Consider the following 25893-nt stretch of genomic DNA (forward strand, 5'->3'; position numbering starts at 1 on the left):
GTCCCGAGGGTCTCCCCCTCGGGACCGCCGCCGTCGTACGGACCCGGAGACTTCCGCCGCCCGCTTCCCGCCCGTCGCTGCCCGCTGCCGACCGCCGGTCAGCGGCGGTCGGCGTCCAGCGGCTCCAGTTCCTCGTCCTCGATGTCGTCCACGAGGTCCTCGTCGTCGCTGTCGTCACCGTCGTCGAGTTCGTCGAACACCGAGCTCACGTCGAAGCGGCAGATCACCCGCCCGGGGTCGGCCTGCTCGAAGGGTGTCTCCAGCCACTCGCCCGGCTCGGCCGCTTCGTCGGCCGCCAGCACCCACAGCGTGGAGTCGCCCTCCTCCAGGCCGAACTCCTTGTGCCGGGAGCCGATCTCGTCCGGCTCGAACTCGCCGAACAGTATGCCCAGCGCCCCGTGCACCGTGTCCGAGACCGCCCCGCCCACTCCCTCGTCGTCCGCCGCCTCGATCCGCTGGGCCTGCGCCAGCAGCCGCTGTGGCTCCGCGACGGCGTAGTCGCGGCGGATCAGCACACTCAGCGCGTTCGGCTCCTCGGGGCCCGCGTACGGCGGCAGGGAGTCCTCCGCGCCGGGAATCTCGAAGGGGGTGACCTCGTCATATCGGTCGTAGAGCAGTTCGTCGTAGACCTCGGCGGCCGCGGCCAGCTCGTTGAACGCCTCGTAGACGGCCGGGTCGTCCTCCCCCGTCCTGCGTTCGACCGCGGCCAGGTGGCGGTCGAGCGCGGTCTTGACCGCCTCGGCGGCGGCGCGTACCTCGGCAGCGGTGGGCTGCGCAGCATCAGACATAGTGCAGACGCTATCCGTACCGGACCCCAGACCGCACAATAGATGCGATGCCGGAATACGAATTTGTCGACGTCTACGTACCGCGCGGGGTCTCCCGCAAGGACGCGACCCGACTGCTGACCGACCATGCCGAGTACGGACACTGGGAGTTGGACCGCCTGAGCCTGCTGCGTGACGGCAGCCGCAGGGTGCGGTTGCGCCGGCGGATCATCCGCCAGGTGCGGGCCACGTGGTGAGGTGACCCCACGGGTACGGAGCGGGCACCGCCGAGGCGGCGCCCGCTCCGTCGTGGGCACCCCGGAGGCTTACGCGGAGGGGCGTGCCTTGCGGTAGAGCACCGCGCCCGCGAGCAGCGCGCCCACGCCGGCCGGCAGGGCGAGGCCCATCGGCAGCTCGCTGCCGGTGTGCGCGAGCTGCGCGGCCTGGCCGGCGGGCCGGTGGACGGCGGAGGCGCCGGCCGGGGTCACGTGGTCCGAGGTGGACGGCACGCCCCCGGGCCGGGACGGATTGGACTGTCCGTGCTCGCCCGGCTTGCCGGGGCCGTGCTCTCCGGGCTTGCCCGGCGTCTCGTGGCCGCGCGAGGGGGGCGTGTGGGCGCCGGTACCGCTGTCGTTGGCGCAGTCGTTGCCGAAGGACGGGTTGAGGATCCCGACGACGTCGATGCTGTTGCCGCACACGTTGACCGGCACGTCGATCGGCGCCTGGACGTGGTTGCCGGAGCCGACACCGGGCGATCCGCCGGTGTGCCCGCCCGCGTGCGCGCCCCCGGAGCCTCCTTGCGAGCCGGAGCCGCCGTGGCCGCCCCCGTGGTTCCCGTCATGGCCCCCACCGTGGCTTCCGCCCCGGCCACCGCCGCCCTGGTGGTCGCCGTAGCCGCCGCCCCCGTGGTCGCCGTAGCCACCGCCGCGGTGGTCGCCGTGACCACCGCCCCGCTGGTCGCCGTAGCCGCCCGACCGCGCACCGCTGCCCTTGTTGGCGCAGGAGTTGCCGAAGGTCGGGTTGAGCGCCCCGACGACGTCGACGGTGTTGCCGCAGACGTTCACCGGAACGTTGACCGGCGCCTGCACCGAGTTGCCCGACAGGACGCCGGGCGAGTCGGTGGCGCCGCCGTACGCGCCGGAGTCGGCGTGGGCGTAGCCGCCCGCGGCGGCGATCACCCCCGTCGCCGCCGCCACGGTCATGAGGCTTTTGCGGGTGACCTGTCGCATTTCTGAATCCCTGCTTTCGATCTTGTCATTCGTCCCGAATGCGCTCGCATCATGGCAGCTGTTCGATTCATTTCGGGCTCTTCGACTTCTTCGGCTTTTCCTTCGGGAAAAGACCGGTCGGCCCCGGAGCGCATGGCGCGCGCTCCGGGGCCGACGGTGTGGACGGACGACCCCTCAGCGGGTCGACGTCACTTGTTGATGCAGGTGTTGCCGAAGGCGGGGTTCAGCAGCCCGATCACCGAGATCGTGTTACCGCAGACGTTCACCGGGACGTGCACGGGCACCTGGATCACGTTGCCCGAGGCGACACCCGGGGAGTGCACGGCAGCACCCTGGGCACCGGCATCGGCAACAGCCAGACCCGCGCCCGCGAGAACCAGCCCACCAGTGGCAGCCGCAGCAGCGACGACCTTCTTGATCATTATTCCTCCTTGTTGGCAATGCGATCCCAAGCAGCGGATCGCATCACCAGTAACGAGGGGGAATTAATGAGGCTACGCGCTTATCGGCGCATTCACTCTTCCCAGTCCCGCCCGTACAGGCGGACGATTCTCTTGGCTCGTTCTCGGCCCGGTGGATTCTCGTTTCACCGGGACAATTCAGGACGCGTCGATGAACCGGTCGAGCACGCGCACCCCGAACTGGAGGCCGTCCACCGGGACCCGCTCGTCCACACCGTGGAACATCCCGGCGAAGTCGAGCTCCGGCGGCAGCTTCAGCGGGGCGAAGCCGAAGCCCCGGATACCGAGGTCGTCGAAGGACTTGGCGTCCGTGCCGCCGGACAGCATGTAGGGGATGGCCTTGGCGGTCGGGTCCTCGGCGAGCAGCGCGGACTGCATCGCCTCGACCAGCGGCCCGTCGAAGGAGGTCTCCAGCGCCTTGTCGGAGTGCACGTCCTCGCGGCGCACCTTCGGGCCGAGGATCCGGTCGAGGTCGGCGAGGAACTCGTCCTCGTGGCCCGGCAGGAAGCGCCCGTCGACGTGCGCGGTGGCCTCGCCCGGGATGACGTTGACCTTGTAGCCGGCGCCCAGCTGGGTCGGGTTGGCGGTGTTGCTCAGCGTCGCGCCGATCAGCTTGGCGATCCCGCCCAGCCTGGCGAGGGTCGCCTGCATGTCCTCGGGGTCCAACTGGGTGCCGAGCGCGTCGCCGAGCTCGTCGAGGAAGGCGCGGGTGGTCTTGGTGACCCGTACCGGGAAGGTGTGCCGGCCGAGCCGCGCGACCGCCTCAGAGAGCTCGGTGATGGCGTTGTCCCGGTGGATCATCGAGCCGTGTCCGGCGGTGCCGGCCACGGTCAGCTTCATCCAGTGCATGCCCTTCTCGGCCGTCTGGATGAGGTAGAGCCGCCGCTCCTCGCTCACGGTGAACGAGAATCCGCCCACCTCGCTGATCGCCTCGGTGACGCCCTCGAACAGGTCGGGGTGGTTGTCGACGAGGTGACGGGCGCCGTAGGTGCCGCCCGCCTCCTCGTCCGCGAGGAACGCCAGCACGATGTCGCGGGGCGGCCTGCGCCCGGAGCGCAGCCGGTCGCGGACGACCGCCAGCGTCATCGCGTCCATGTCCTTCATGTCGACCGCGCCCCGGCCCCACACGCATCCGTCGGCGACCTCGCCGGAGAAGGGGTGGTGGGTCCAGTCGACCGCGTTGGCCGGTACGACGTCGAGGTGACCGTGGATGAGCAGCGCGGGCCTCGACGAGTCCTCGCCCTCGATGCGGGCCACCGTGGAGGCGCGGCCCGGGTGCGACTCGAGGATCTTCGGTTCGAGTCCCACTTCGGCGAGCTTCTCGGCGACCCATTCGGCCGCCTTGCGTTCACCCGGACCCGAGTGGTCGCCGTAGTTGCTGGTGTCGATCCGGATCAGCTCGCGGCAGAGGTCCACGACCTCGTCCTCGCCGGTGACGCTCCTGGCCGTGCCGTCGGTCGCGCTCACGCTGGTTCCTCCCGCTGTCACTGCTGGTGGGTCCCCTTCATCCTCCCTCTCCCCCGCTCCCCGCCCAAGGCCGGTCCCGGCCCGACACACGCCGTTCACGCGGGATGCGGCATCCGGCGGGGCGACCGCCCGTGATCGGGCACCCCGGAAAGCCTGGTAATGTTTACGACGTCGCCGCGGGGGAAACCCCGCACGACAGACACCTTGTCCGGGTGGCGGAATGGCAGACGCGCTAGCTTGAGGTGCTAGTGCCCTTTATCGGGCGTGGGGGTTCAAGTCCCCCCTCGGACACAGAAGAAGGACCAGACGAGGCGTTCGCAAGATCGAGCTCGGCGGGTTCGGGAATTGCCGGTGAGTCATATGACTCACCGGCAATTCGCCGTTCCTGGAGCCTTCGCATTCCCCGCCCGCCGCGGGCCCACTGCGGCGCCGGTCCGACCGGGCGCGGCCCCGGGGCCGCGCCCGCCGGGCCGGTCACCGATACTGGGAAAATGGGCAAACTAGGGCAATCTGTCCCAGCGAGCCGACGGGCCGGCCGCGTGCCACCGAAGGGCGGGCCACCGGAGGCCGGCCCGAAGGCCCATCGCCGTACGACCGGTCGACGTCTGCTGTTCTTGCGGAAACCGCACAGCGTCGCCGGTCAGGTATTCCTGCTGCAACTCGCCGTCGCCCTCCTGCTCGTCGTCACGGCCGTGGTGGTGCTCGTGATCCAGGACCGCAACCGCGCGATCCAGGAGGCCGGCGACCGGTCGCTGGTGGCGGCCGAGTCGTTCGCGAACGCTCCGGGCACCGCGGAGGCGATGCAGAGCGATGACCCGACGGCGGCACTCCAGCCCCATGCCGAGGCGGTGCGGAAGAGGACCGGCGTCGATTACGTCGTGGCGCTGAGCCCCTACGGCTTCCGGTGGACCCACCCGGACCCGGACCAGATCGGGAAGCACGTCTCCACCTCCTACGACCAGGCGCTCGAGGGCGAGCCCCACCAGACCACGTTCGACAGCAGTCTGGGGAAGGCGGTCGACTCGACGGTGGCCGTCTTCGACAAGAAGGGGACCGCGGTCGGCCTCGTCACCGTGGGCGTCACGGCGGACAAGGTGACCAGTGTGGTGCAGCACCAACTGCCGGTGATCTTCGCCGCCGGCGGTGTCGCGGTGCTGCTGGCCGCGGGTGGGTCGGCACTGGTCAGCGGGCGTTTGCGGCGCCAGACCCGGGGCTTGGGGCCGGTGGAGATGACCCGCATGTACGAGCACCACGACGCGGTGCTGCACGCGGTCCGCGAAGGCGTGATCATTCTGGACGGTGACGGAAGGCTGCTGCTGGTCAACGACGAAGCGCGCCGGCTGCTCGCCCTGCCGCCGGAGGCCGAGGGCAGGTCGGTCACCGGACTCGGGCTGAACCCGGCCCTGGCCGAACTGCTGGCGTCGGGCCTGGCGGCCACGGACAGGGTCTTCCTGGCCGGGGACATCCTGCTCGCGGTGAGCGTGCGGCCGGTGGGCCTGCAAGGAGGCAGCGTGGCCACGCTGCGGGACACCACGGAGCTGCGCGCCCTCGCGGGCCGGGCGGACGTGGCGGGCGGGCGCCTGCAACTGCTCTACGAGGCCAGCACGCGGATCGGCACCACCCTCGACATGCAGCGCACCGCCGAGGAGCTGACCGAGGTGGCGGTCCCGCGCTTCGCCGACTTCGCCACCGTCGAGCTGCTGGAGCCCGTGCTGCAAGGGGGTGAACCGACGGGGGCGAGCAGGGAAATGCGCCGTATCGCAGCCCAGGGCATCCGGGACGACGTGCCCCTCTACCCCGTCGGGAGGCGTATGCACTACGCGCCCGGCAACCCCGTGGCCATGGGTATCACCACCGGCCGACCGGTCCTGGTGGCGGACCTCGCCATGGCCGACGGATGGCGGGTCCAGAACCCGGAGCGGGCCCGGAAGGTCATCGCATTCGGTGTCCACTCCATGATCTCGGTGCCGCTCCAGGCCCGAGGCCAATTGCTGGGTGTCGTGGAGTTCTGGCGTTCGGAGCAGGATCCCTTCGAGACGGACGACCTGTCCCCCGCCGAGGAACTCGCCGCCCGGGCGGCCGTGTGCATCGACAACGCGCGGCGATACACCCGCGAGCACACCACGGCCGTCACCCTGCAACGCAGCCTGCTGCCCGGCGCGCTCCCCGAGCTGTCCGCCCTGGAGGTCGGGCACCGGTACCTGCCCGCCCAGGCGGGGGTGGGCGGCGACTGGTACGACGTCATCCCGCTGCCGGGGGCCCGGGTGGCCCTGGTGGTCGGCGATGTCGTCGGGCACGGTCTGCACGCCGCCGCGACGATGGGCCGCCTGAGGACCGCGGTGCACAACTTCGCCGCCCTGGACCTGCCTCCGGACGAACTGCTCGCGCACCTGGACGACCTGATCACCCGGATCGACCAGGGCGCGGCAGCCGAGGGCGACACCGAGGCCGTCACCGGTGCCACCTGCCTGTACGCGGTCTACGATCCGGTCTCCGGACGGTGTGTTCTCGCCCGGGCCGGTCATCCCGGTCCGGCGCTGGTCTCGCCCGACGGCTCCGTGACCTTCCCCGACATCCCCGTCGCCCCGCCACTCGGCGTGGGGGGAGGCCTGCCGGTCGAGACGGCCGTCCTCCGACTGGCCGCTGACAGCCGGCTGGTCCTCTACACCGACGGCCTGGTCGAGGCGCGCGGCCGTGACATCGACATCGGGCTCGGCATGCTGAGGCAGGCGCTCGCCGATACGGACGGCGCCACCCCGGACGACACCTGCCGGGCGGTGCTCGACGCGATGTTGCGCACCAGATCGAGTGACGATGTCGCCCTGCTCGTCGCACGCACCCGGCTCCTCGACCCGGAGCAGATCGAGGAGTGGGAGGTGCCCGACGACCCCGCGGCCGTCTCCCGGATCCGCGCCGAGGCCACCCGCAGGCTGGAGTCCTGGGGGCTCGGCGAGGCCGCCTTCACGACCGAGCTGATCCTCAGCGAACTCGTGACGAACGCGATCCGGTACGGAGCGGCCCCCATCAGCCTGCGGCTGCTGCGCGACCGCGACAGCCTGATCTGCGAGGTCGCCGACGGCACCAGCACCTCCCCGCACCTGCGCCGCGCGGCCTTCACCGACGAGGGCGGCCGTGGTCTGCTTCTCGTCGCACAGATGTCCCGCCGCTGGGGAACCCGGTACACCGACCGAGGCAAAATCATCTGGGCCGAGCAGGCGCTCGCCGCCGGAGCCGCCCTGGACCTGAGCGGTGTACCGATGGCGGACCTGTGAAGCGGAACGGCATCCGGACCGCCGCCCCGGGGGTGCGCACACCCGCCGCGTTCAGGAGCTGCCGTCGACCGTGAAGTACGGGATCTTGGCCGGGTCCTGGCCGAAGGCGGCCCCGAGATAGACGGCCGACAGTTTGGTGAGCGTTCCGTCGTCGATCAGCTGCCGGATGATCCGGTCCAGCTCGTCCTTGTCGGGTGACCCCTTCGGGTACAGGGCGCCGTAACCCTGGTCGGTCCTGTACTGGCCCACGAGGCGCACCCTGCTCTCCCGTTTCTGGGGATACGCCAGCAGAATCGTCGTGTCGTGGACGACCGCGTCGATCCGTCCCTCCTCCAGCGCCGTGACCATCGCCGGGTCGTTGGCGAAGGGGGTGACGGGCTTGGTCGGCCTGAGGCGCTTCTCGACGAACTTCTCGCCCGTGGTGCCTTCGGCCACTCCGATGCGGACGTCACGGATGTTGCCCTCGTCGATCTTCTCGCCGTCCCTGATCAGCACTCCCAGGGTCGAGGAGAGGTAGGGCGGGGAGAACTCGGCGACCTTGCTCCGTTCCGGGGTGATCGTGATCTGCGCCAGGGCCAGGTCGAAGTCCTTGGTCCGGCCGGACACGACGTCAGGGAAGGGGGCGTTCTCGACCTTCACCCGGTCGAGTCCGGACCGATAGGCGATGTTCGCGGCCATGCAGTACTCGTAGCCGCTCTTGATCGAGTCCGGCGTGTCGCCGTTCCACCAGCCGGGCGCGGGCAGGGTCGTTCTGACGGTGAGGGCGCCCGCCGTCTCGGGTGACAGGCGGAACTCCCCGTAGTGTCCCGAGACCGGGCAGTCGCCGTAGTGGGCGTTCGACGTGTCCTCCCCGCCCTGGTCACAAGCCGATGTCGCGACGATGAACGCCACGCTGACAGCCAGAGAGACGATCGCTGCCGCGGCGCGCGTCATGGCACCTCCGGTAGGGACATGCTCCTTTACTCACCATAAATCACCCCGAACCATACGACTGCCGGAGCCGCAGGGAAGGCTGCGGGGCGCAGGTCGGGGCACCCGTCTTGCGGCGGTGTCGGAGTGGCCGGGCGGGTTTCGGGTCTCGGGAGCTCCGGTCGACCGGCCGGCCGCCCTCGCCGTGTCGGCTCCATCGCCGCCCACGGCGCGCACACCTCAAACCGGGACATCAGGTCGCCAGAGGCGTCCTTCCCGCCGATGTGGGGCAAGTCTCGCCGCGGCGCGAAGCTTCCAGGTCAGAGGGGTGCCGTTGATCTTCCTCGGCGCCCCGGACGGGCTCCCCGAGTGGCCGGGCCAGCGCGGCGAGCCTAGCGTCGTACTAAAATTTCCGGCTTGTTACGGAGCTGGACCGGACAACCCCAGGCAGACCTGCGGGCCCGCCGGCTCCCCGGAGGCTTCCGGGATCGAGACGCGAGGACCGATGGCAGCCATCGACGAGAGCAGTGCTCTCGGCCTGCTCGACGAAGAAATCCGCGCACAACTCGGCGACACCGCCCGCTTCTCCGGCGGCCCCGCCGCCTCCCCCCGCACCCTCGTCGACATCTTCGACGCGTCCGTGCGGTCGTTCCCGGACGAGCTCGCCCTGGACGACGGCAGCACGACCCTGACCTACCGCGCCCTCGCCGTCGAGGTGGAGAACCTCCGGCGCCGGCTCGCCGCCGCCGGGGTCGGGCTCGGCGACCGGGTGGGTGTCCGTGTCCCCTCCGGCACCAACGACCTCTACGTGGCGATCCTCGCCGTCCTCGCCGTCGGCGCGGCCTACGTCCCGGTGGACGCCGAGGACCCCGACGAGCGGGCCGAGCTGGTCTTCGGGGAGGCGGACGTCCGGGCCGTCGTCGGCGCCGGGCACGAGATCACCGTCCACGGCACCCCGACGTCGGCCGCCGCCCGGCCCGGCACCGAGCACGACGCCTGGATCATCTTCACCTCCGGCTCCACCGGCAAGCCCAAGGGCGTCGCCGTCAGTCACCGCAGCGCCGCCGCCTTCGTGGACGCCGAGGCCGCGCTGTTCCTCACCGACGAGCCGATCGGACCCGTCGACCGGGTCATGGCCGGGCTCTCCGTGGCCTTCGACGCCTCCTGCGAGGAGATGTGGCTGGCCTGGCGCTACGGGGCCTGTCTGGTGCCCGTGCCCCGCTCCCAGGTCCGCAGCGGCGCCGACCTCGGGCCCTGGCTGGTCGAGCAGGAGATCACGGTCGTCTCCACGGTGCCGACGCTGGCCGCGCTGTGGGAGCCCGAGACCCTCAACGACGTACGGCTGCTGATCTTCGGCGGTGAGGCCTGCCCGCCCGAGCTGGTGCAGCGGCTGGTGACGGAGGGGCGGGAGGTCTGGAACACGTACGGGCCGACCGAGGCCACCGTCGTCGCCTGTGCCTCGCTGATGTCCGGTGAGGAGCCGATCCGGATCGGGCTGCCGCTCAGGGGCTGGGAACTGGCCGTCGTCGACGAGGCCGGGGAGCCGGTGCCGCTGGGCGGCAGCGGGCAGCTGGTGATCGGCGGGGTCGGGCTCGCACGGTATCTCGACGCCGAGAAGGACGCGGAGAAGTACGCGCCGCTGAAGTCGCTGGGCTGGGAGCGGGCGTACCGCAGCGGTGACCTGGTGCGCGCCGACGCCGAGGGGCTCGTCTTCCTCGGGCGGGCCGACGAGCAGATCAAGCTCGGCGGGCGGCGGATCGAGCTGGGCGAGGTGGACGCGGCACTCCAGGCGCTGCCGGGTGTCGCGGGGGCCGCCGCCGCCGTGCGGACCGCCCGCGGCGGCAACCAGCTCCTGGTCGGGTACGTCGTGACGCAGGACGGCTGGGACCAGGCGGCGGCCGTGCGGCGGCTGCGCGCCGAGCTGCCGGCCGCGCTCGTGCCGCTGCTCGCGCCGGTGGCCGACCTGCCGACCCGCACCTCGGGCAAGGTCGACCGCAACGCCCTGCCCTGGCCCCTGGAGGGCGTGGAGACGGGCGGCCCGGCCGAGCAGCTCTACGGCACCGAGGCCTGGCTGGCGGAGCAGTGGACCGAGGTCCTCGGCATCCCCGTGGGCAGTGCCCGTGACGACTTCTTCGCGATCGGCGGCAGCAGTCTCGCCGCCGCCCAGCTGACGACACGGCTGCGCACCCGCTACCCCAGCGCGGCCGTCCTCGACATCTACCAGCAGCCCACCCTGCGCAAGCTGGCCCGTCATCTGGAGAAATCGGCGCAGGACGACGGGTCGACCCGCGTCATCGCCCCGGTGCCGGCGCGCGCCAAGGTGATCCAGACGCTGCTGCTCGTACCGCTCTTCACGCTGATGGGGCTGCGCTGGACGGTGCCGCTGGCCGCGCTCGGCAACCTGCTGCCCTCGTACGGCTGGCTGCCGACCGCCCCGTGGTGGCTGGTCGGGTCCGCCGCGCTGCTGCTGTTCAGCCCGCCCGGACGGCTCGCGATCGCCGCGGCCGGGGCGCGGCTGCTGCTGCGCGGTGTGCAACCGGGACGGTACGCGCGCGGTGGCGGCGTCCATCTGCGGCTGTGGACGGCGGAGCGGCTGGCCGAGTTCAGCGGGGCGACCTCGCTGACCGGGTCCTGGCTGGAGCGCTACGCGCGGGCCCTGGGGGCCAAGGTCGGGCCGGACGTGGACCTGCACTCGCTTCCGCCGGTGACCGGCATGCTGAAGCTGGGCCGAGGCGCGGCCGTGGAGTCCGAGGTGGATCTGTCCGGCTGGTGGCTGGACGGCGACCGGCTGGAACTCGGCACGGTCAAGGTGGGCGCGCACGCCGTCGTCGGCACGCGCAGCATGCTCTTCCCCGGCGCCCGGGTCGGCAAGCGGGCCGAGGTGGCTCCGGGTTCGGCGGTCACCGGTCAGGTACCCACCGGTCAGCGGTGGGCGGGCGCGCCCGCGGTCAAGCTCGGCAAGGCCAAGCGCAACTGGCCCAAGGAGCGGCCGGCGCGCGGCACGTCCTGGCGGGTGCTGTACGGCCTGTCCGGTCTCGCGCTGACCTCGCTGCCGGTGCTGGCGGCCGGGGCGGCCCTGCTGGTGGCGAGCCGCTTCGTGACCCCCGGCGGCGGGCTCGGTGAGGCCCTGCGGGGCGCCGCGCTCGCCCTGGTCCCGGCCACGCTCGCCTTCGGTCTGGCGTACGCCGTGCTGCTGCTGGTCGCGGTACGGCTGCTGAGCGTCGGTCTGCGCGAGGGCACGCATCCCACGCACAGCAGGATCGGCTGGCAGGCGTGGACGGTCACGCAGCTCATGGACCACTCGCGCGAGACCCTCTTCCCGCTCTACGCGGGGCTGGTCACACCGGTGTGGCTGCGGTTGCTCGGCATGCGGATCGGCAAGGGCGCCGAGGTCTCGACCGTCCTCGCGCTGCCCAGCCTGACCACGGTCGGTGAGGGCGCGTTCCTCGCCGACGACACGCTGACCGCGCCGTACGAGCTCGGTGGCGGCTGGATGCGGATCGGGCGGGCGGAGATCGGGCGGCGGGCGTTCCTCGGCAACTCGGGGATGACCGCGCCGGGCCGGAGCGTGCCGGACGGCGGCCTGGTGGGGGTGCTGTCGGCGACGCCGAAGAAGGCGAAGAAGGGCAGCTCCTACCTGGGGCTGCCGCCGGTGAAGCTGCCGCGGAACACGACCGGGGGCGACCAGAGCCGGACGTACGAGCCGCCCGCGCGGCTGCTGTGGGCGCGTGCCCTGGTGGAGCTGTGCCGGATCGTGCCGGTGTTCTGCTCGGCGGGTCTGGCCGTGCTGACGGTGGCGGTGCTGTGCGCGCTGGGCGTCTGGGCGCCGCTGCTGTCCGGGCTCGTCCTGCTCGGGGCGGGGGGCGCGGCGGCCGTCGTCTCGATCGTCGCCAAGTGGCTGCTCGTCGGACGGCACCGCAGCGGCGAGCATCCGCTGTGGAGCGGCTTCGTGTGGCGCAACGAGCTGGCGGACACGTTCGTCGAGGTCGTGGCGGTGCCGTGGCTGGCGGGCGCGGTGCCGGGCACGCCGGTGATGACGGCGTGGCTGCGCGGGCTCGGCGCACGGATCGGCAAGGGCGTGTGGGTGGAGAGCTACTGGCTGCCCGAGTCGGACCTGGTGACGCTCGAGGACGGGGCGACGGTCAACCGTGGCTGCGTCCTGCAGACTCACCTCTTCCACGACCGGATCTTGCGGACGGATACTGTGGTCCTCCGTGAGGGCGCCACGCTGGGCCCTGGCGGGATCGTGCTGCCCGGCAGCACGATCGGGGCCCGGACGACCCTGGGTCCCGCGTCGCTCGTCATGGCCGCGGAGTCCGTCCCGGACGACACCCGCTGGCTCGGCAATCCGATCGAGGCATGGCGTCCCTGAGAAGGGGCTACTCGGGGTCGGTGGGCGGTGCACCGGCGGCGGGTGGTTCGAGCACAGGTCAGGGAGCGGACGGGGACGTGGCAGTTCAGCAGGCGGTCGGGCCGGATCCGTATTTCCCGGCGAACGGTGATTCCCGTTACCGGGTGCACCGCTACGAGCTCACGCTGGACTACCGGCCCGCCCCGAACCGGCTGTCGGGTGCGGCGCGGATCAACGCCATCGTGGGGCGCTCGGCGCTGCCGGAGTTCCAGCTGAACCTGGCCGACTTCAAGATCGGCCGGGTCAGGGTGGACGGCCGGCCCGCGCACTACACCCACCGCGGCGGCCGGCTGCGCGTGCGGCCGGCCAAGCCGCTGCGCGCCGGGGCAGCCTTCACCGTCGAGGTGCACTGGTCGGGCAACCCCAAGCCGGTGAACAGCCCCTGGGGCGGGATCGGCTGGGAGGAGCTGGGCGACGGGGCGCTGGTGGCGAGTCAGCCCGTCGGGGCGCCCTCCTGGTACCCGTGCAACGACCGGCCCGCGGACAAGGCGTCGTACCTGATATCCGTCACGACGCCGTCGGCGTACTCGGTGGTGGCGGGCGGCCGGCTGCTGACGCGGACCACGAAGGCCTCGACGACCACGTGGGTGTACGAGCAGGCGGCGCCGACGTCGAGCTATCTGGTCGGCCTGTCGATCGGGAAGTACCAGACCGTCCTGCTGGGCGACCCGGGGCTCGGGGGCATCCCCCAGCACGGACACCTCCCGGCGGAACTGCTGGCGGAGTTCTCGCGGGACTTCGCGCGCCAGCCCGGGATGATGCACCTCTTCCAACAGCTCTTCGGTCCCTACCCGTTCGACGAGTACGCGGTCGTGGTGACCGAGGAGGAGCTCGATGTCCCCGTCGAGGCCCAGGGGTTGTCGCTGTTCGGCGCCAACCACGTGGACGGTGCGCGGGGTTCGGAGCGGCTGGTGGCACACGAGCTGGCGCACCAGTGGTTCGGCAACAGTGTGTCCATCGCCGACTGGCGGCACATCTGGCTGAACGAGGGGTTCGCGAAGTACGCGGAGTGGCTGTGGTCGGAGCGGTCGGGCGGCCGCAGCGCCCAGCAGCTCGCCGCGGTCGCGCACCGGTCGCTGGCCTCGCAGCCGCAGGACCTGCGCCTCGCCGATCCCGGCCGCAAGTCCATGTTCGACGACCGGCTCTACGAGCGCGGCGGTCTCACCGTGCACGCGCTGCGCTGCGCGCTCGGCGACGACGCGTTCTTCCGGATGCTGCGCGCCTGGCTCGGGCTGCACCGGGGCGGTTCGGTGACGACGTCGACGCTCACCGCGCACGTGGCACGCTTCGCACCGGAGCCCCTGGACGAGCTGTTCGAGGCGTGGGTGTACGGCACGGTGCTGCCGCCGCTGCCGGTTCCGTCGGTGGGCCGGGGCGCGGAGTCGGCATAAGCGCTCCGCTGTGCTCGCGGTGATGCTCCGACCGGTGGTGAGACGGCGCGGTCTTCGGCCGCGGGCCGGTGGGGGTTGATCGCCACAGTTCCCCGCGCCCCTTCGGGGGCGCGATCCCTCAAGGGGCTCGATCCGTGGGGCGGGCAGAATGGGGTCATGGCCCGACGTACCGCCCGCCCGCGACAGCGCGCCTCCGCCGCCGTCTCATCCCCCTGCCCGTGCGGGCTGCCCGCCGCCTATGAAGCCTGCTGCGGCCGCTACCACGCGGGTGACTCCGCCCCCACCGCCGAGGCGCTGATGCGGTCGCGGTACAGCGCCTTTGTGCGGGGGGACGTGGGGTATCTGCTGCGGACGTGGCATCCGCGGACGCGGCCGGAGCGGCTCGAGCTCGATCCGGGGATGCGGTGGACGGGTCTGGAGATCCTCGGGACGGCGGACGGGAGCGCCTTCCACCCGACCGGGACCGTGGAGTTCCGGGCCTCTTACCGGGGCGGCGCGTTGCACGAGCGCAGCCGCTTCGAGCGGGTGGCCGGGGCGTGGGTGTACGTGGACGGGGAGTTCCCGGAGGGCTCCGACTGACCCGCTAGGGCGCCAGGATGTCCAGTTCCTGGAGGGCGCCGACCGTGATCTCCCGGGTCAGTTGTTCCGCGCGGGCCGCGTCGCCCTCGCGGACCGCCTCCGCGACCTGGACGTGGAGGGTGACGGCGGTCGGGTCGGGGTCCTCGAACATGACCTCGTGATGGGTGCGGCCCGCCAGGACCTCCGCGACGACGTCGCCGAGGCGGGCGAACATCTCGTTGCCCGAGGCGGCGAGGATCACCCGGTGGAAGGCGACGTCGTGGACGAGGTATCCCTCCAGCCGGTGACCGCGTGAGTTGGCCACCATGCCGAGCGCGCACTCCGTGAGTTCGGCGCACTGCTCAGCCGTGGCGTGTTTCGCCGCCAGGGCCGCCGCGACCGGCTCGATCGCCGAGCGCAGGACGGTGAGGGAGCGCAGCTGGTGCGGGCGGTCGGCGCCGGCCAGCCGCCAGCGGATGACCTGCGGGTCGTAGACGTTCCACGCGGCCCGGGGGCGGACCGTCACGCCCACGCGGCGGCGGGACTCGACCAGGTGCATGGATTCCAGGACGCGGACCGCCTCGCGCATCACCGAGCGGGAGACGTCGAAGCGCTGGGCCAGTTCGTCGGTGCGCAGAACACTGCCCGGCGGGTACTCACCCGCGGTGATCGCGGGGCCCAGGGCGTCCAGTACTTGGCCGTGCAGACCCCGGCCCGGAGTGGTCATGCACTCAGAGTACGGGGTAGATCACGGAGCCAAAAAGTCAGACTTATTTGTCACAGGCTCTTGAATTAGTCGTACCTAATCGGTTTCAGTGTCGTCGGCGTCCGTTGGCGTCAGACGTCGAGGCAGACAGCGAGGCAGAGATGCGTACCCCCCATGTCGTCGTGGTGATGGGCGTCGCCGGCACGGGCAAGACCACCATCGGTCCCCTGCTCGCCGCCCGGCTGGGCGTCCCGTACGCCGAGGGCGACGACTTCCACCCGCAGGCCAACATCGACAAGATGTCGGCCGGCACCCCGCTCGGCGACGAGGACCGGTGGCCGTGGCTCGACGCCATCGGCGGCTGGGCGGACGCGCGGGCCGGGCTCGGCGGGGTCGTCAGCTGCTCGGCGCTGAAGCGGTCGTACCGCGACCGGCTGCGGGCGACGGCCCCCGGGGTCGTCTTCGTGCATCTCGCGGGCGACCGCGCGCTGATCGAGGACCGCATGGCGCACCGTCAGGGCCACTTCATGCCGACCGCGCTGCTCGACTCCCAGTTCGCCACGCTCCAGCCCCTCCAGGCGGACGAGGCGGGCGTCGTCGTCGACGTCTCCGGCAGCCCGGAGGCGATCACCGCGCGGGCCGTGGCCGCGCTCGACGCGTTTCCTCAGCCTGCCTGACCGCCCCGTACCACCCCGTACCTCCCTCCCCCGTCCCCATGACCTGCAAGGGAATCACCCGTGACCAGACTCAGTGTCGAGATGCTGGCAGCGGACACCGTCGAGCCGATCACCTCGGCCGGCCACGCGCAGCTGGGCATCGCCGTTCTGGCGGGCATCGCTGTGATCGTCCTGCTCATCACCCAGTTCAAGCTCCACGCCTTCCTGGCGCTGACCATCGGCTCGCTCGCGCTGGGCGCGTTCGCCGGGGCGCCGCTGGACAAGGCCATCGCCTCGTTCACCACCGGGCTCGGCGCCACCGTCGCCGGGGTGGGCGTGCTGATCGCGCTGGGAGCGATCCTCGGCAAGATGCTCGCGGACTCCGGCGGCGCCGATCAGATCGTGGACACGATCCTCGCGAAGGCGGGCGGCCGCTCGATGCCGTGGGCGATGGTGCTGATCGCCTCCGTGATCGGTCTGCCGCTGTTCTTCGAGGTCGGCGTGGTGCTGCTGATCCCCGTCGTGCTGATGGTCGCCAAGCGGGGCAACTACTCGCTCATGCGGATAGGCATCCCGGCGCTGGCCGGTCTGTCGGTGATGCACGGTCTCGTCCCGCCGCACCCCGGTCCGCTGGTCGCGATCGACGCGGTCGGTGCCAACCTGGGCGTGACCCTGGCGCTCGGCGTGCTCGTCGCCATCCCGACGGTCGTCGTCGCGGGTCCGCTGTTCTCGCGGGTCGCCGCCCGCTGGGTCGACGTCCCCGCCCCGGACCGCATGATCCCCCAGCGGCCCTCCGAGGACCTGGAGAAGCGGCCCGGCTTCGGCGCCACGCTCGCGACCATCCTGCTGCCGGTCGTCCTCATGCTGTCCAAGGCGCTGGTCGACATCGTCGTGGACGACCCCGAGCACACCGTGCAGCGCGTCTTCGACGTCGTCGGATCCCCGCTGATCGCGCTGCTCGCCGCCGTACTCGTCGGCATCTTCACCCTGCTGCGGCCCGCCGGGTTCGCCAAGGACCGGATCTCGGGACTGGTCGAGAAGGGCCTCGCGCCCATCGCGGGCATCCTGCTGATCGTCGGCGCGGGCGGTGGCTTCAAGCAGACGCTGATCGACTGCGGCGTGGGCCAGATGGTCCTGGACATCTCCAAGGACTGGTCGATCCCGGCGCTGCTGCTGGCCTGGCTGATCGCGGTGACCATCCGCCTGGCGACCGGTTCGGCGACCGTGGCGACGATCTCGGCGGCCGGCCTGGTCGCGCCGCTCGCGGCCGACATGTCGACCACGCACACCGCCCTGCTGGTCCTGGCCATCGGCGCCGGCTCGCTGTTCTTCAGCCATGTCAACGACGCGGGGTTCTGGCTGGTGAAGGAGTACTTCGGGCTCAGCGTCGGCCAGAACATCAAGACCTGGTCGGTCATGGAGACCATCATCTCCGTGGTCGCCGGTGGCCTGGTCCTGCTCCTCTCGTTGGTCATATAGCGCCACGGCGGGAGCGGGAGGGAGAAGGAGTACGAGCATGAGTCATCCGCTGTTCGACATCAGCGGCCGGACCGCCCTGGTCACCGGTTCCAGCCGGGGCATCGGGCTCGCCCTGGCCCGGGGCCTCGCGGAGGCCGGCTGCACGGTGGTCCTCAACGGGCGGGACGCCGACCGTCTCGAGCGGGCGGCCGCCGGACTGCCCGGCGAGGTGCACACGAGCGTGTTCGACGTCACCGACGGCTCCTCGGTGGGCGCCGGGATGGCGGAGATCGAGGACCGGGTCGGTCCGCTCGACATCCTGGTCAACAACGCGGGCATGCAACTGCGGGCCCCGCTCCTGGAGTTCGCCGAGTCCGACTGGCACCGGCTGCTGGACACCAACCTCACCAGCGCGTTCCTGGTGGGCCGGGAGGCCGCCCGCGGGATGACGGAACGCGGCCACGGAAAGATCATCAACATCTGCTCGCTCCAGAGCGAGGTGGTCCGCCCGGGCATCGCGCCCTACGCGGCCACCAAGGGCGCGCTGAAGATGCTCACCAAGGGCATGTGCGCGGACTGGGGGCCGTACGGCGTCCAGGTCAACGGGCTCGGTCCGGGCTACATCGAGACCGAGCTGACGCAACCCCTGGTGCGGGACGAGGAGTTCAGCGCGTGGGTGCGGCGCCGTACCCCGGCCGGGCGGTGGGGCCGCACCGAGGACCTGGTGGGCGGGGTGCTGTTCCTCGCCTCTCCGGCGGCGGACTTCGTCAGCGGACAGGTGCTGTACGTCGACGGCGGTATGACGAGTGTGCTCTGAAGGGGCGTGACGAGGGATGCTCGGTTGTGTGATCCACGGTCGGGGCGACCTGCGCGTCGAGGAGCTGGCGTCGCCGGTGCCCGGCCCTGGCGAGGTCCTCGTCGCCGTCCGCTACGGCGGGGTCTGCGGCTCCGACCTTCACTACTGGCGGCACGGCGGGGTCGGCGACTTCCGCCTGAAGGAGCCGATGGTGCTGGGACACGAGGTGGTGGGGACGGTCGTCGCGTACGGCTCCCCCGCTCCCTCGGGTCCCCCGGCCGGTACGCCGGTCGCCGTGCACCCGGCCACTCCCTGCGGGGTGTGCCCGGAGTGCGCGGACGGGCGGCGCCATGTCTGCCGGGACACCCGCTACCTCGGCAGCGCGGCCCGGACTCCGCACGTGCAGGGCGCGTTCGCGGGCGAGATCGTCGTCCCCGTCGAGCAGGTGCGGCCGCTCCCGGAAGGGCTTCGGCCGCGTCGGGCCGCGCTCGCCGAGCCGCTGTCGGTGGCGCTGCACGCGGTGCGGCGGGCCGGGCCGGTGTCCGGGCGGCACGTCCTGGTCACCGGTGCCGGACCGATCGGCGCTCTGGTGGTCGCGGCGGCGAAGGCGGCCGGCGCGGCCCGGGTGACCGTGACCGACCTGCTGCCCACCGCGCTCGGCCATGCCCGTGCCGTGGGCGCCGACACCGTCGTACGGGCCGACGATCCGGCGGATCCCGGGTGGCCGTCGGAGGTGGACGTGGCCGTCGAGGCGTCCGGGGTGGCCGCCGGCCTCGACAGCTGCCTGCGGCTGGTGCGCCGCGGCGGGGTCGTCGTGCAGCTGGGCATGCTGCCGCCGGGGCGGAGCCCGTTCGCCGGGAACCTGGTGGTCAGCCGGGAGATCGAGCTGCGCGGGGCGTTCCGCTTCGACACGGAGTTCGACGCGGCGCTGCGACTGCTCGCGGCCGAGCCCGCGTTCGACGCGCTGATCAGCGCGGTGGTCCCGGTGCGGGACGCGGAGTCGGCGTTCGCGCTCGCCGCGGACCGGAGCCGCTCCTGCAAGGTGCTGCTGGACTTCGGGACTCGAGAGGCCGGGTGAGGAGAGCGGGGTGCGGACCGGGTGAGGGGTCGGCTAGGGGCGCCACAGGCGGTGTTCCCGGCGGGCCCACTCCCGGCTCACGGAGCCCGTGCGCATCCCGCGGCGGGCCTCCGGGTCGCCCAGGGCCATGCCGATGTGGCCGGCCAGGACGACACCGATCGTCAGGGCGAGCCAGTCGTGGACGAAGGTCGCGCTGGTGCGCCACATGATCGGGGTGAGGTGGGTGAACCACATGAGCAGTCCGGTGCCGACCATCACGAGGGTCGCCCCGGCGATCCAGGCCGCGTAGATCTTCTGTCCGGCGTTGAACTTGGCCGCAGGACGCGACTCCCGGCGCTTGTCCCGGCGCAGGGCGGCACCCAGCCAGCGGCGGTCGTGCGGGCCGAAGCGGTTGAGGTGGCGCAGGTCGGCGCGGAACGCGCGGGAGGCGAGGCCCGCCAGGACCGGAACGGGCAGGGCCAGGCCGGCCCATTCGTGGATCCGGACCACCAGCTCGCGCCGGCCCACGAGCTGGGCGAACTCGGGGATGTACAGGAAGGCCGCCGTCACCACGCACACCCCCATCAGCAAGGCCGTCGTGCGGTGCACCCACCGTTCGGCGCGGGTGAAGCGGGGGATCTCCGTGGTCGCCGGCGGCGCCTCAGCTCGTAGGCTCATCGTCCCGTCCGTTCGAGCGGCCGACCCAGGCGTCGACGTCGTAGCCACGCTCCTCCCAGTAGCCGGGCTTCACCTTCTCGGTGACGGTGATGCCGGAGAGCCACTTGGCGGACTTGTAGAAGTACATGGGCGCCACGTAGAGGCGGACGGGGCCGCCGTGGTCGTGGCCGAGGTCCTTGTCCTGCATGCGCAGCGCGACCAGGACGTCGGCGCGACGGGCCTGGGCGAGGGTGAGGCTCTCGGAGTAAGCGCCGTCGAAGCAGGTGAAGCGGATCGCGCCGGCCTCGGCACGGACCCCGGCCGCGTCGAGCAGGGCGGACAGCCGGACGCCCTCGAAAGGCGTGCCCGGCACCCGCCAGCCGGTGACGCACTGGACGTCCTTGACCATCCGGGTCTGGGGCAGGGCCCTGAGGTCGGCCAGCGTGTAGGTGGCGGGCCGGTCGACCAGGCCGTCCACGGTGAGGCGGTAGTTCGTGACGTTCCGGTGCGGGACCGAGGACGTCACCGAGTAGTAGCGGAAGCCGCCCCCGTTGGGGAGCAGACCGGTGAGGCCGGTGGGGTCCTTGTCGGCGGCACTGCCGAGGAAGGCCTCCATACCGCGCTGCAGCGGGGGCGCCGCGACGACCCCCAGGGCGCCGAGGGCGAGCGTGCCGAGGAAGACCCGCCGGCCGACGGGTGTGCCGCGTTCCGCGGGTGCTGCGTCCGGGCCGGCGGCCTCGGACGGTTCGGGCGGCTCGGACGGTTCGGGGTTCACCCTTCCATTCGAGCACTCGGGGGCCTGCCGGGGCCAGGGATCCCGGGCGGCCGTCAGACTTCCGTCATCACTTCTTACCCCGCTCTCAGACCGAGCGCGGCGGCACGGGCCGTGTGGAAGGCCCGGTGGGGGTCGCGGTCCGGGTAGGACCAGGGCTCGGGGGTGGCGTGCCGGCCGATGCGGTGGAAGAGGGCGGCGGCCTCGGCCCCCCGGCCCTCCAGGACCTTGGCGTGGGCGAGGAAGTTCAGGTCGATCAGGTGGCGGGGGTGGTCGTCGTGCTCCCACTCCAGCCACCAGTCGAAGCCGGCCTTCGTGACGCCCCTGGCCCGGCCGTCCCGCCAGTGCCCGGAGGCGGCGGGGTCGGCGGGCGCGAAGCCGTGGGCGGCCAGGACGCGGTAGCGCTCGGCGTGCGCGACGACCGGGAGGATCGCCAGCGGGGAGTCGGCGGGCGCCTGTTCGGCGGCCCAGGCGGCGAAGTCGTGGACCTCGTGCAGCGGGTCCGGGCCGCCGTCCGCCCGGCGCTCGGCGAGCCGGGCGACCATGAGGTGGTGCGCGTGATGGTGGTCGCGGTGCCGGGAGCGGACCTCCTCGAAGATCCGCACCGCCGCCGCCCCGCCGTCCCGTTCCAGCTGGAGCAGACCGAGCCAGGGGGTGGGGTCGGCGGGCGCGAGCGCGGCAGCGGACCGGCACGCGGCCCGGGCGACCGCCGCGTCCTCCTTGCCGCGCAGGGTCCGGCGGACCTGGGCCAGGGCGAGCAGCACGGCGGCGTCGGCGCTGCCGGGTTCGGCGAGCAGCCACTCGTGGGCCCAGGCGGCCGCGCAGGGCTCGAGGGCCAGGACCGCCGTGCGGTGTGCGCGACGGTCCCAGTCGGCGCCGGTGCGGGCCAGGAGCGAGCGGACGGGCTGCCGGCGGCCCTGGGCCAGCGCGGCGCGGGCGAGGCCGAGCTCGGTGTCGTCCAGGGCCGGGTCGGGGGTCCGGGGAACGCGCTCGCGATCACGGCCGGGAGGGGGCGGGGATAAGGGCACCGCGGGACTTCCTCATCCTCCTCGGCGGCGGACACGACATCGGCCAGCGATCGGCCGATCACGCACAGCCAATCCCTAGGGAACACTCACCGTCAAGGGTCGGGGAGTACGACAGCTGCCGACCGCTCCCCGGTGGCGGGAATCCGGTGGCGGAGCGCCGCTGGTGAGACCCCCTGCCGCCGGGCGTCCCCGGCGGGCGGTGTGGCGTACGCCATGGCGCGGCCCGGCCGGAACCCACACCATGGCCATAGGGCCGCCCCGCACCCCCGACCCTGTTCCCGGGTGCCGCGGCCGGGTCAACCGCCCGGTTCCGGGTACTCGAGGCGCCGAGGGCGCCGGGACGCTACAGTCGGCCACTACGCATCCCGTCCGTGGTCCGACCGGATGATCGAGGTAGGCAGCGTGTCGGTTCTGGTTCTGGTTCTCGCCGTGAGCGCCGCCTGCTGCCTGGGCTTCGGGTTCGTCCTCCAGCAGAACGCGGCCCAGCGGGCGCCGCTCGGCGACTTCCTCTCACCGCGGCTGCTGCTCGACCTGATGAAGGTGCCGCGCTGGCTGGGCGGCATCGCTCTCATGGTGGCGGGCATGGCGCTGGGCGCGATCGCGCTCGGACAGGGCGAGATCTCCCTGGTGGAACCGCTGCTCGCGACCAATCTGCTGTTCGCCCTCGCCCTCTCCCGGCACCAGACGAAACAGTCGCTCGGCCGCCAGGGCTGGGCGGGCCTGATCCTGCTCGCGGGCGGGGTCACCACCTTCATCGTGGCGGGCGAACCGCGCGGCGGCACCGCGGTCACGGATCCGCTGCGGCACTGGCTGATCATCGGGGTGATGGTCGGGCTGGCGCTGCTGCTCACCACCTACGCCAAACGCTCCCGGCTCAGCTCCGGCCCCGTGCTGCTGGCCCTCGCGGCCGGCCTGCTGTACGGCGTCCAGGACGCGCTGACCAGGGTCAGCGGGCAGCGCTTCGCCGCGGGCGGCCTCGGCGAGCTGCTCACCGGCTGGCAGCCGTACGCGGTGCTCGCGCTCGGCGTGACCGGCCTCGTGCTGGTCCAGAGCGCGTTCGAGACGGCACCCCTGCGGATGTCGCTGCCCGCGCTGACCGCGGCGCAGCCCCTCGCGGGGATCATCTGCGGGGTCGGCTTCCTCGGCGACCAGCTGCGCACCGACACCGGCGCGCTGGCCTGGGAGGCGGCGGGGCTCGCGGCGGTCGTGGCGGGCATCGTGCTCCTCGGGCTGCACCCGGCGATGCCGCGCGGCACGGCGCCGCGCGAACGGGTGCCGGACCTCCAGCCCCAGTAGCCGCCGGCACCGGTGGCGGGCCTGCTTGGATGGGCCCATGAGCGCTGCTGACGAGATCCTCGACATCGTCGACGAGAACGACCGGGTGGTCGGACGGTTCCCCCGCGGGCAGGCGTACGCCGAGGGCCTGCGGCACCGCTGCGTCTTCGTCCGGGCCAGGGACGCCGAGGGCCGGATCTTCGTCCACCGCCGGACCCCGACCAAGCTGGTCTTCCCCTCGCTGTACGACATGTTCGTCGGCGGGGTGGTCGGCGCGGGCGAGTCGTACGACGACGCCGCGCTGCGCGAGGCCGAGGAGGAGCTGGGGGTGAGCGGCCTGCCCCGCCCGGAGTTCCTCTTCAAGTTCCTGTACGACGCCGGCGCCGCCGGGAGCTGGTGGTCGGCCGTCTACGAGGTCCGCTGCGAACTGCCGGTGCGACCCCAGGCGGAGGAGGTGGCCTGGCACGAGTTCCTCCCCGAGGAGGAGGTCGAACGGCGGCTGTCCGTCTGGGAGTGGGTGCCGGACGGGCTGGCGGCGTACGAGCGGCTGAAGGCGCACCGGGCTACCGGCTGAGCAGGGCGGGAACGGCTCCGGCGGGCAGCGGGAGCGGGCCGGACGACGGTCGGCGGGTAGGGTCCTGCGGGTGATCGAGTTCGTACGGAACGTCCGGTTGTGGTTCGCCCCCGAGCAGGTCCGGGAGGAGGGCCGCACACCCGACTACCGGTTCTCGCTGGCGAACGAGCGCACGTTCCTGGCCTGGCTGCGCACCGCGCTCGCGCTGATCGGCGGGGGCTTCGCGGTGGACCAGTTCCTGCCGGATCTGCGCTGGGGCTGGCGGGTCGGGCTGGCGCTCGCGCTGCTGGCCGCGGGCGTGCTGTGCTCCCTGCGCGCGGTCAACCACTGGATGCGCTGCGAGCGGGCGATGCGCCGGGGCGAGGACCTGCCGGCGTCCCGCTTCCCGGCGCTGCTGGGCGTGCTGGTCGCGGTGGTGGCCCTGGCGATGGCCGTCGTGGTGCTGGTGGGGTGGGAGGGGTGAGCGAGACGGACCGGCCGGTGCGTGACCCCGGCCTCCAGCCCGAGCGGACCCGGCTCGCCTGGCGGCGTACGACGCTGGCGAGCACGGTGGCCGCCGTGCTCGCCGTGAAGGCGGCGCTGCACGGCGGGGTGTCGGTGTCCGGGACCGTCGCCGGCGCGCTGTGCTGCGGCCTGTGGCTGGCCTTCCTGCTGCTCGCGCACCGCCGGATCCACGTCCTGTCCACCGCCGCGATCCCGGCCGCCCTCAGCCCGCGGCACGCCACGGCGGCGGTGCTGTGCGCGGTGGCGACGGCGGTGTGCGCCGCGGCGCTGGTGGTGGTCTAGGACCTCGTACACGGTGGCGACAGCGGTGTGCGCCGCGGCCCTGGTGGTGGTCCAGAACCTCGTACACGGTGGCGACAGCGGTGTGCGCCGCGGCCCTGGTGGTGGTCCAGAACCTCGTACGGGGTCCCGCCGGCCTCACTGCTCGGCGTTCTCGGCGGCCTCGTCCGCCCAGTCCACCGTCACCACGATCTTGCCCCGGGTGCGGCCCTGCTCGTTGAGCCGGTGGGCGTCCGCGGCGCGCTCCAGCGGGAAGGTGTCGGAGACGTGCACGGACACCACGCCCTGTTCGGCCAGTTCCGACAACCGGGTGAGGTCGTCGGCGTCGGGCCGGACCCAGAAGTACCGGCCGCCGTAGCCGACGACATCCCCGTCGGCGATCGACGCCAGGCGTCCTTCCGGGGCCAGCAGGTTGGCGGAGACCCTCAGCGTGTCGCCGCCGACCGTGTCGAAGACCGCGTCCACGCCCTCGGGGGCCAGCCCGCGCACCCGCTCGGCCAGCCCCTCGCCGTAGGTCACGGGCTCGCCGCCCAGCGAGCGCACGAAGTCGTGGTTGGCCTCGCTCGCCGTGCCGATCACCCGGGCGCCCAGATGCCGGGCGAACTGCACGGCGATGGAGCCGACGCCGCCCGCCGCCGCGTGGACGAGAACGGTCTCGCCCCGCTTCACCTGGAGGGCCTCGGTCAGCACCTGGTAGGCGGTGAGCCCGGTCAGCGGCAGGCCCGCGGCCTCTTCCCAGGTGAGGTTGCGCGGCTTGCGGGCGAGGGTGCGCACCGGCGCGCCGACGTACTCGGCGAAGGTGCCGCGGGAGAGGAAGTCCTCGCGGACGTAGCCGATCACCTCGTCGCCGACCGCGTACTCCGCGACGGACACCCCGAGCTGCACGACGACCCCCGAGACGTCCCACCCGGGGATCACCGGGAAGACGGCGTCGAACATCGGGTCCAGGTAGCCCTCGCGGGCCTTCCAGTCGACAGGGTTCACGGCCGCCGCCCGGACCTTCACCAGCACCGAGTCGGGGCCGATCTTGGGCTCGCGGACGTCCCCGTACGCGAGCGTCTCGGGGCCGCCGTAGCGTGAGTAGCTGATGGCCTTCATGGGTCCGACCCTCCGGGGTACCCGGACGCCACGCAAGCCGAATGACCCGATATGCGGAGTTCGCGTGGCAGCCTGTCCGACGTCATCACCCCGCAGCTTCGAAGGTGAGCAGCATGACCACCCTCCATCTCGAGCACTCCGCCCACACCCACACGCACGGCCCGGACTGCGGGCACACCGAGGTGCGGCACGGCGACCACGTCGACTACGTCCACGACGGGCATCTGCACCGTGAGCACGGCGGCCACTGGGACGAGTGCGAGCCGGGCGGGCACGTGACCCACGACGGGCACGAGCACCGGCACGCCGAGGACTGCGGGCACGCGCGCGTGCGGCACGGCGACCATGTGGACTACCTGCACGACGGGCACCGGCACGCCGAGCACGAGGGTCACTGGGACGACCACTGACGCGTCCGCAGGACGACGGCCGGGCGGCAGGGAACCGCCCCGACGACGGCTCCCCGGGTACTGCCCGGGGAGCCGTCGTCCTATCGTGGCCCCGATCACGTTGGGCGTGACCACTGGACGGCATACCGACCGGTCGGCATCATAGTGCGCATGCTGAT

General features: G+C 72.5%; 24 protein-coding genes and 1 tRNA gene. 15 read left to right on the top strand and 10 right to left on the bottom strand.

The features are described 5' to 3' along the window. Positions 1–98: 98 nt before the first annotated feature. Positions 99–788, bottom strand: coding sequence for a hypothetical protein (locus ACFVYS_RS22805; protein ID WP_389504642.1), 690 nt, complete (start codon positions 786–788; stop codon positions 99–101). A 47-nt stretch (positions 789–835) separates the two neighbouring features. Between ACFVYS_RS22805 and ACFVYS_RS22810 the strand changes: the two genes are divergently transcribed. Further along, a complete protein-coding gene (locus ACFVYS_RS22810) occupies positions 836–1024 on the top strand; it encodes a DUF5703 family protein (RefSeq protein ID WP_005485166.1) in 189 nt (62 codons plus the stop codon). 69 nt (positions 1025–1093) lie between these two features. On the opposite strand, the gene ACFVYS_RS22815 is transcribed toward ACFVYS_RS22810, so the two are convergent. The 3 genes from ACFVYS_RS22815 to ACFVYS_RS22825 all read right to left on the bottom strand — a co-directional run bounded on the left by ACFVYS_RS22815 (position 1094) and on the right by ACFVYS_RS22825 (position 3924). Then, positions 1094–1996: a chaplin gene (locus ACFVYS_RS22815; protein ID WP_389504645.1), complete on the bottom strand. Its 903-nt coding sequence runs from the start codon at positions 1994–1996 to the stop codon at positions 1094–1096. 188 nt (positions 1997–2184) lie between these two features. Continuing rightward, entirely contained in the window at positions 2185–2418 is a 234-nt protein-coding gene (chpH, locus tag ACFVYS_RS22820) for a chaplin ChpH (protein WP_028806602.1), read from the bottom strand. Between the two features lie 177 nt (positions 2419–2595). Further along, positions 2596–3924 carry a M20/M25/M40 family metallo-hydrolase gene (locus ACFVYS_RS22825; RefSeq protein WP_389504647.1) on the bottom strand — a complete coding sequence of 443 codons (1329 nt, stop codon included), beginning with the start codon at positions 3922–3924 and terminating at the stop codon, positions 2596–2598. 206 nt (positions 3925–4130) lie between these two features. On the opposite strand from ACFVYS_RS22825, the gene ACFVYS_RS22830 reads away from it, so the two are divergent. Together ACFVYS_RS22830 and ACFVYS_RS22835 are read left to right on the top strand one after the other, a co-directional pair. Continuing rightward, positions 4131–4215: transfer RNA gene (locus tag ACFVYS_RS22830), tRNA-Leu, on the top strand. 200 nt (positions 4216–4415) lie between these two features. Continuing rightward, positions 4416–7196 carry a SpoIIE family protein phosphatase gene (locus ACFVYS_RS22835; protein ID WP_389504649.1) on the top strand — a complete coding sequence of 927 codons (2781 nt, stop codon included), beginning with the start codon at positions 4416–4418 and terminating at the stop codon, positions 7194–7196. Positions 7197–7247: 51 nt separating this feature from the next. Here the strand turns inward: ACFVYS_RS22835 and ACFVYS_RS22840 are convergent, their stop codons facing one another. Beyond that, entirely contained in the window at positions 7248–8129 is an 882-nt protein-coding gene (locus tag ACFVYS_RS22840) for an ABC transporter substrate-binding protein (RefSeq protein WP_389504651.1), read from the bottom strand. 481 nt (positions 8130–8610) lie between these two features. On the opposite strand from ACFVYS_RS22840, the gene ACFVYS_RS22845 reads away from it, so the two are divergent. The 3 genes from ACFVYS_RS22845 (at position 8611) to ACFVYS_RS22855 (ending at position 14486) form a co-directional block, all read left to right on the top strand. Next, positions 8611–12477 (top strand): Pls/PosA family non-ribosomal peptide synthetase, encoded by a 3867-nt coding sequence (locus ACFVYS_RS22845; protein ID WP_389504653.1) that lies wholly within the window; start codon positions 8611–8613, stop codon positions 12475–12477. Positions 12478–12554: 77 nt separating this feature from the next. After that, positions 12555–13907 carry a M1 family metallopeptidase gene (locus ACFVYS_RS22850; RefSeq protein WP_389504655.1) on the top strand — a complete coding sequence of 451 codons (1353 nt, stop codon included), beginning with the start codon at positions 12555–12557 and terminating at the stop codon, positions 13905–13907. A 156-nt stretch (positions 13908–14063) separates the two neighbouring features. Then, positions 14064–14486, top strand: coding sequence for a YchJ family protein (locus ACFVYS_RS22855; RefSeq protein ID WP_389504657.1), 423 nt, complete (start codon positions 14064–14066; stop codon positions 14484–14486). Between the two features lie 4 nt (positions 14487–14490). On the opposite strand, the gene ACFVYS_RS22860 is transcribed toward ACFVYS_RS22855, so the two are convergent. Further along, positions 14491–15192: a FadR/GntR family transcriptional regulator gene (locus ACFVYS_RS22860; RefSeq protein WP_389504659.1), complete on the bottom strand. Its 702-nt coding sequence runs from the start codon at positions 15190–15192 to the stop codon at positions 14491–14493. Positions 15193–15332: 140 nt separating this feature from the next. Between ACFVYS_RS22860 and ACFVYS_RS22865 the strand changes: the two genes are divergently transcribed. The 4 genes from ACFVYS_RS22865 to ACFVYS_RS22880 are packed head-to-tail and all read left to right on the top strand — an operon-like array spanning position 15333 to position 19159. Continuing rightward, positions 15333–15848 (top strand): gluconokinase, encoded by a 516-nt coding sequence (locus ACFVYS_RS22865; protein ID WP_389504661.1) that lies wholly within the window; start codon positions 15333–15335, stop codon positions 15846–15848. Between the two features lie 60 nt (positions 15849–15908). Next, positions 15909–17306 carry a gluconate:H+ symporter gene (locus ACFVYS_RS22870; RefSeq protein WP_389504662.1) on the top strand — a complete coding sequence of 466 codons (1398 nt, stop codon included), beginning with the start codon at positions 15909–15911 and terminating at the stop codon, positions 17304–17306. Between the two features lie 37 nt (positions 17307–17343). Continuing rightward, positions 17344–18102, top strand: coding sequence for an SDR family oxidoreductase (locus ACFVYS_RS22875; protein WP_389504664.1), 759 nt, complete (start codon positions 17344–17346; stop codon positions 18100–18102). 16 nt (positions 18103–18118) lie between these two features. Then, on the top strand, positions 18119–19159 hold the full coding sequence (locus tag ACFVYS_RS22880; RefSeq protein ID WP_389504665.1) for an L-idonate 5-dehydrogenase: 1041 nt from the start codon (positions 18119–18121) through the stop codon (positions 19157–19159). Between the two features lie 33 nt (positions 19160–19192). Here the strand turns inward: ACFVYS_RS22880 and ACFVYS_RS22885 are convergent, their stop codons facing one another. The 3 genes from ACFVYS_RS22885 to ACFVYS_RS22895 form a co-directional block, all read right to left on the bottom strand. Further along, entirely contained in the window at positions 19193–19816 is a 624-nt protein-coding gene (locus ACFVYS_RS22885) for a cytochrome b/b6 domain-containing protein (RefSeq protein ID WP_389504667.1), read from the bottom strand. Beyond that, the gene (locus ACFVYS_RS22890) at positions 19800–20570 is read right to left on the bottom strand and encodes a molybdopterin-dependent oxidoreductase (protein WP_389504669.1); all 771 of its coding nucleotides are present in this window, start codon (positions 20568–20570) and stop codon (positions 19800–19802) included. Before ACFVYS_RS22890 ends, ACFVYS_RS22885 begins: the two co-directional genes overlap by 17 nt. Before the next feature lie 74 nt (positions 20571–20644). Beyond that, positions 20645–21595 carry a hypothetical protein gene (locus ACFVYS_RS22895; RefSeq protein WP_389504671.1) on the bottom strand — a complete coding sequence of 317 codons (951 nt, stop codon included), beginning with the start codon at positions 21593–21595 and terminating at the stop codon, positions 20645–20647. 402 nt (positions 21596–21997) lie between these two features. Between ACFVYS_RS22895 and ACFVYS_RS22900 the strand changes: the two genes are divergently transcribed. From ACFVYS_RS22900 to ACFVYS_RS22915, 4 genes are all read left to right on the top strand, one after another. Then, positions 21998–22891: a DMT family transporter gene (locus tag ACFVYS_RS22900; RefSeq protein ID WP_389504673.1), complete on the top strand. Its 894-nt coding sequence runs from the start codon at positions 21998–22000 to the stop codon at positions 22889–22891. 37 nt (positions 22892–22928) lie between these two features. Continuing rightward, a complete protein-coding gene (locus tag ACFVYS_RS22905; RefSeq protein ID WP_389504674.1) occupies positions 22929–23444 on the top strand; it encodes an NUDIX hydrolase in 516 nt (171 codons plus the stop codon). A 70-nt stretch (positions 23445–23514) separates the two neighbouring features. Then, on the top strand, positions 23515–23907 hold the full coding sequence (locus ACFVYS_RS22910) for a YidH family protein (RefSeq protein WP_020128261.1): 393 nt from the start codon (positions 23515–23517) through the stop codon (positions 23905–23907). Beyond that, positions 23904–24230, top strand: coding sequence for a DUF202 domain-containing protein (locus ACFVYS_RS22915; RefSeq protein WP_389504675.1), 327 nt, complete (start codon positions 23904–23906; stop codon positions 24228–24230). The genes ACFVYS_RS22910 and ACFVYS_RS22915 overlap by 4 nt, the downstream gene beginning before the upstream one ends. Positions 24231–24365: 135 nt before the next feature. On the opposite strand, the gene ACFVYS_RS22920 is transcribed toward ACFVYS_RS22915, so the two are convergent. Continuing rightward, a complete protein-coding gene (locus ACFVYS_RS22920) occupies positions 24366–25325 on the bottom strand; it encodes an NADP-dependent oxidoreductase (RefSeq protein WP_389504676.1) in 960 nt (319 codons plus the stop codon). Between the two features lie 113 nt (positions 25326–25438). On the opposite strand from ACFVYS_RS22920, the gene ACFVYS_RS22925 reads away from it, so the two are divergent. Continuing rightward, on the top strand, positions 25439–25735 hold the full coding sequence (locus ACFVYS_RS22925; RefSeq protein WP_389504677.1) for a hypothetical protein: 297 nt from the start codon (positions 25439–25441) through the stop codon (positions 25733–25735). Positions 25736–25893: the final 158 nt, after the last annotated feature.

The sequence above is a fragment of the Streptomyces sp. NPDC058295 genome (assembly GCF_042880655.1).
In the GTDB taxonomy this organism is placed as follows: Bacteria; Actinomycetota; Actinomycetes; order Streptomycetales; family Streptomycetaceae; genus Streptomyces; species Streptomyces coriariae.

Excerpts from the sequence above, each read along its gene's own strand:
- ACFVYS_RS22885 (WP_389504667.1), bottom strand. The coding sequence starts at position 19,816 with ATGAGCCTACGAGCTGAGGCGCCGCCGGCGACCACGGAGATCCCCCGC.
- ACFVYS_RS22835 (WP_389504649.1), top strand. The coding sequence starts at position 4,416 with ATGGGCAAACTAGGGCAATCTGTCCCAGCGAGCCGACGGGCCGGCCGC.
- chpH (WP_028806602.1), bottom strand. The coding sequence starts at position 2,418 with ATGATCAAGAAGGTCGTCGCTGCTGCGGCTGCCACTGGTGGGCTGGTT.
- ACFVYS_RS22840 (WP_389504651.1), bottom strand. The coding sequence starts at position 8,129 with ATGACGCGCGCCGCGGCAGCGATCGTCTCTCTGGCTGTCAGCGTGGCG.
- ACFVYS_RS22905 (WP_389504674.1), top strand. The coding sequence starts at position 22,929 with ATGAGCGCTGCTGACGAGATCCTCGACATCGTCGACGAGAACGACCGG.
- ACFVYS_RS22810 (WP_005485166.1), top strand. The coding sequence starts at position 836 with ATGCCGGAATACGAATTTGTCGACGTCTACGTACCGCGCGGGGTCTCC.
- ACFVYS_RS22815 (WP_389504645.1), bottom strand. The coding sequence starts at position 1,996 with ATGCGACAGGTCACCCGCAAAAGCCTCATGACCGTGGCGGCGGCGACG.
- ACFVYS_RS22875 (WP_389504664.1), top strand. The coding sequence starts at position 17,344 with ATGAGTCATCCGCTGTTCGACATCAGCGGCCGGACCGCCCTGGTCACC.
- ACFVYS_RS22845 (WP_389504653.1), top strand. The coding sequence starts at position 8,611 with ATGGCAGCCATCGACGAGAGCAGTGCTCTCGGCCTGCTCGACGAAGAA.
- ACFVYS_RS22855 (WP_389504657.1), top strand. The coding sequence starts at position 14,064 with ATGGCCCGACGTACCGCCCGCCCGCGACAGCGCGCCTCCGCCGCCGTC.
- ACFVYS_RS22865 (WP_389504661.1), top strand. The coding sequence starts at position 15,333 with ATGCGTACCCCCCATGTCGTCGTGGTGATGGGCGTCGCCGGCACGGGC.
- ACFVYS_RS22920 (WP_389504676.1), bottom strand. The coding sequence starts at position 25,325 with ATGAAGGCCATCAGCTACTCACGCTACGGCGGCCCCGAGACGCTCGCG.
- ACFVYS_RS22805 (WP_389504642.1), bottom strand. The coding sequence starts at position 788 with ATGTCTGATGCTGCGCAGCCCACCGCTGCCGAGGTACGCGCCGCCGCC.
- ACFVYS_RS22880 (WP_389504665.1), top strand. The coding sequence starts at position 18,119 with ATGCTCGGTTGTGTGATCCACGGTCGGGGCGACCTGCGCGTCGAGGAG.
- ACFVYS_RS22925 (WP_389504677.1), top strand. The coding sequence starts at position 25,439 with ATGACCACCCTCCATCTCGAGCACTCCGCCCACACCCACACGCACGGC.
- ACFVYS_RS22860 (WP_389504659.1), bottom strand. The coding sequence starts at position 15,192 with ATGACCACTCCGGGCCGGGGTCTGCACGGCCAAGTACTGGACGCCCTG.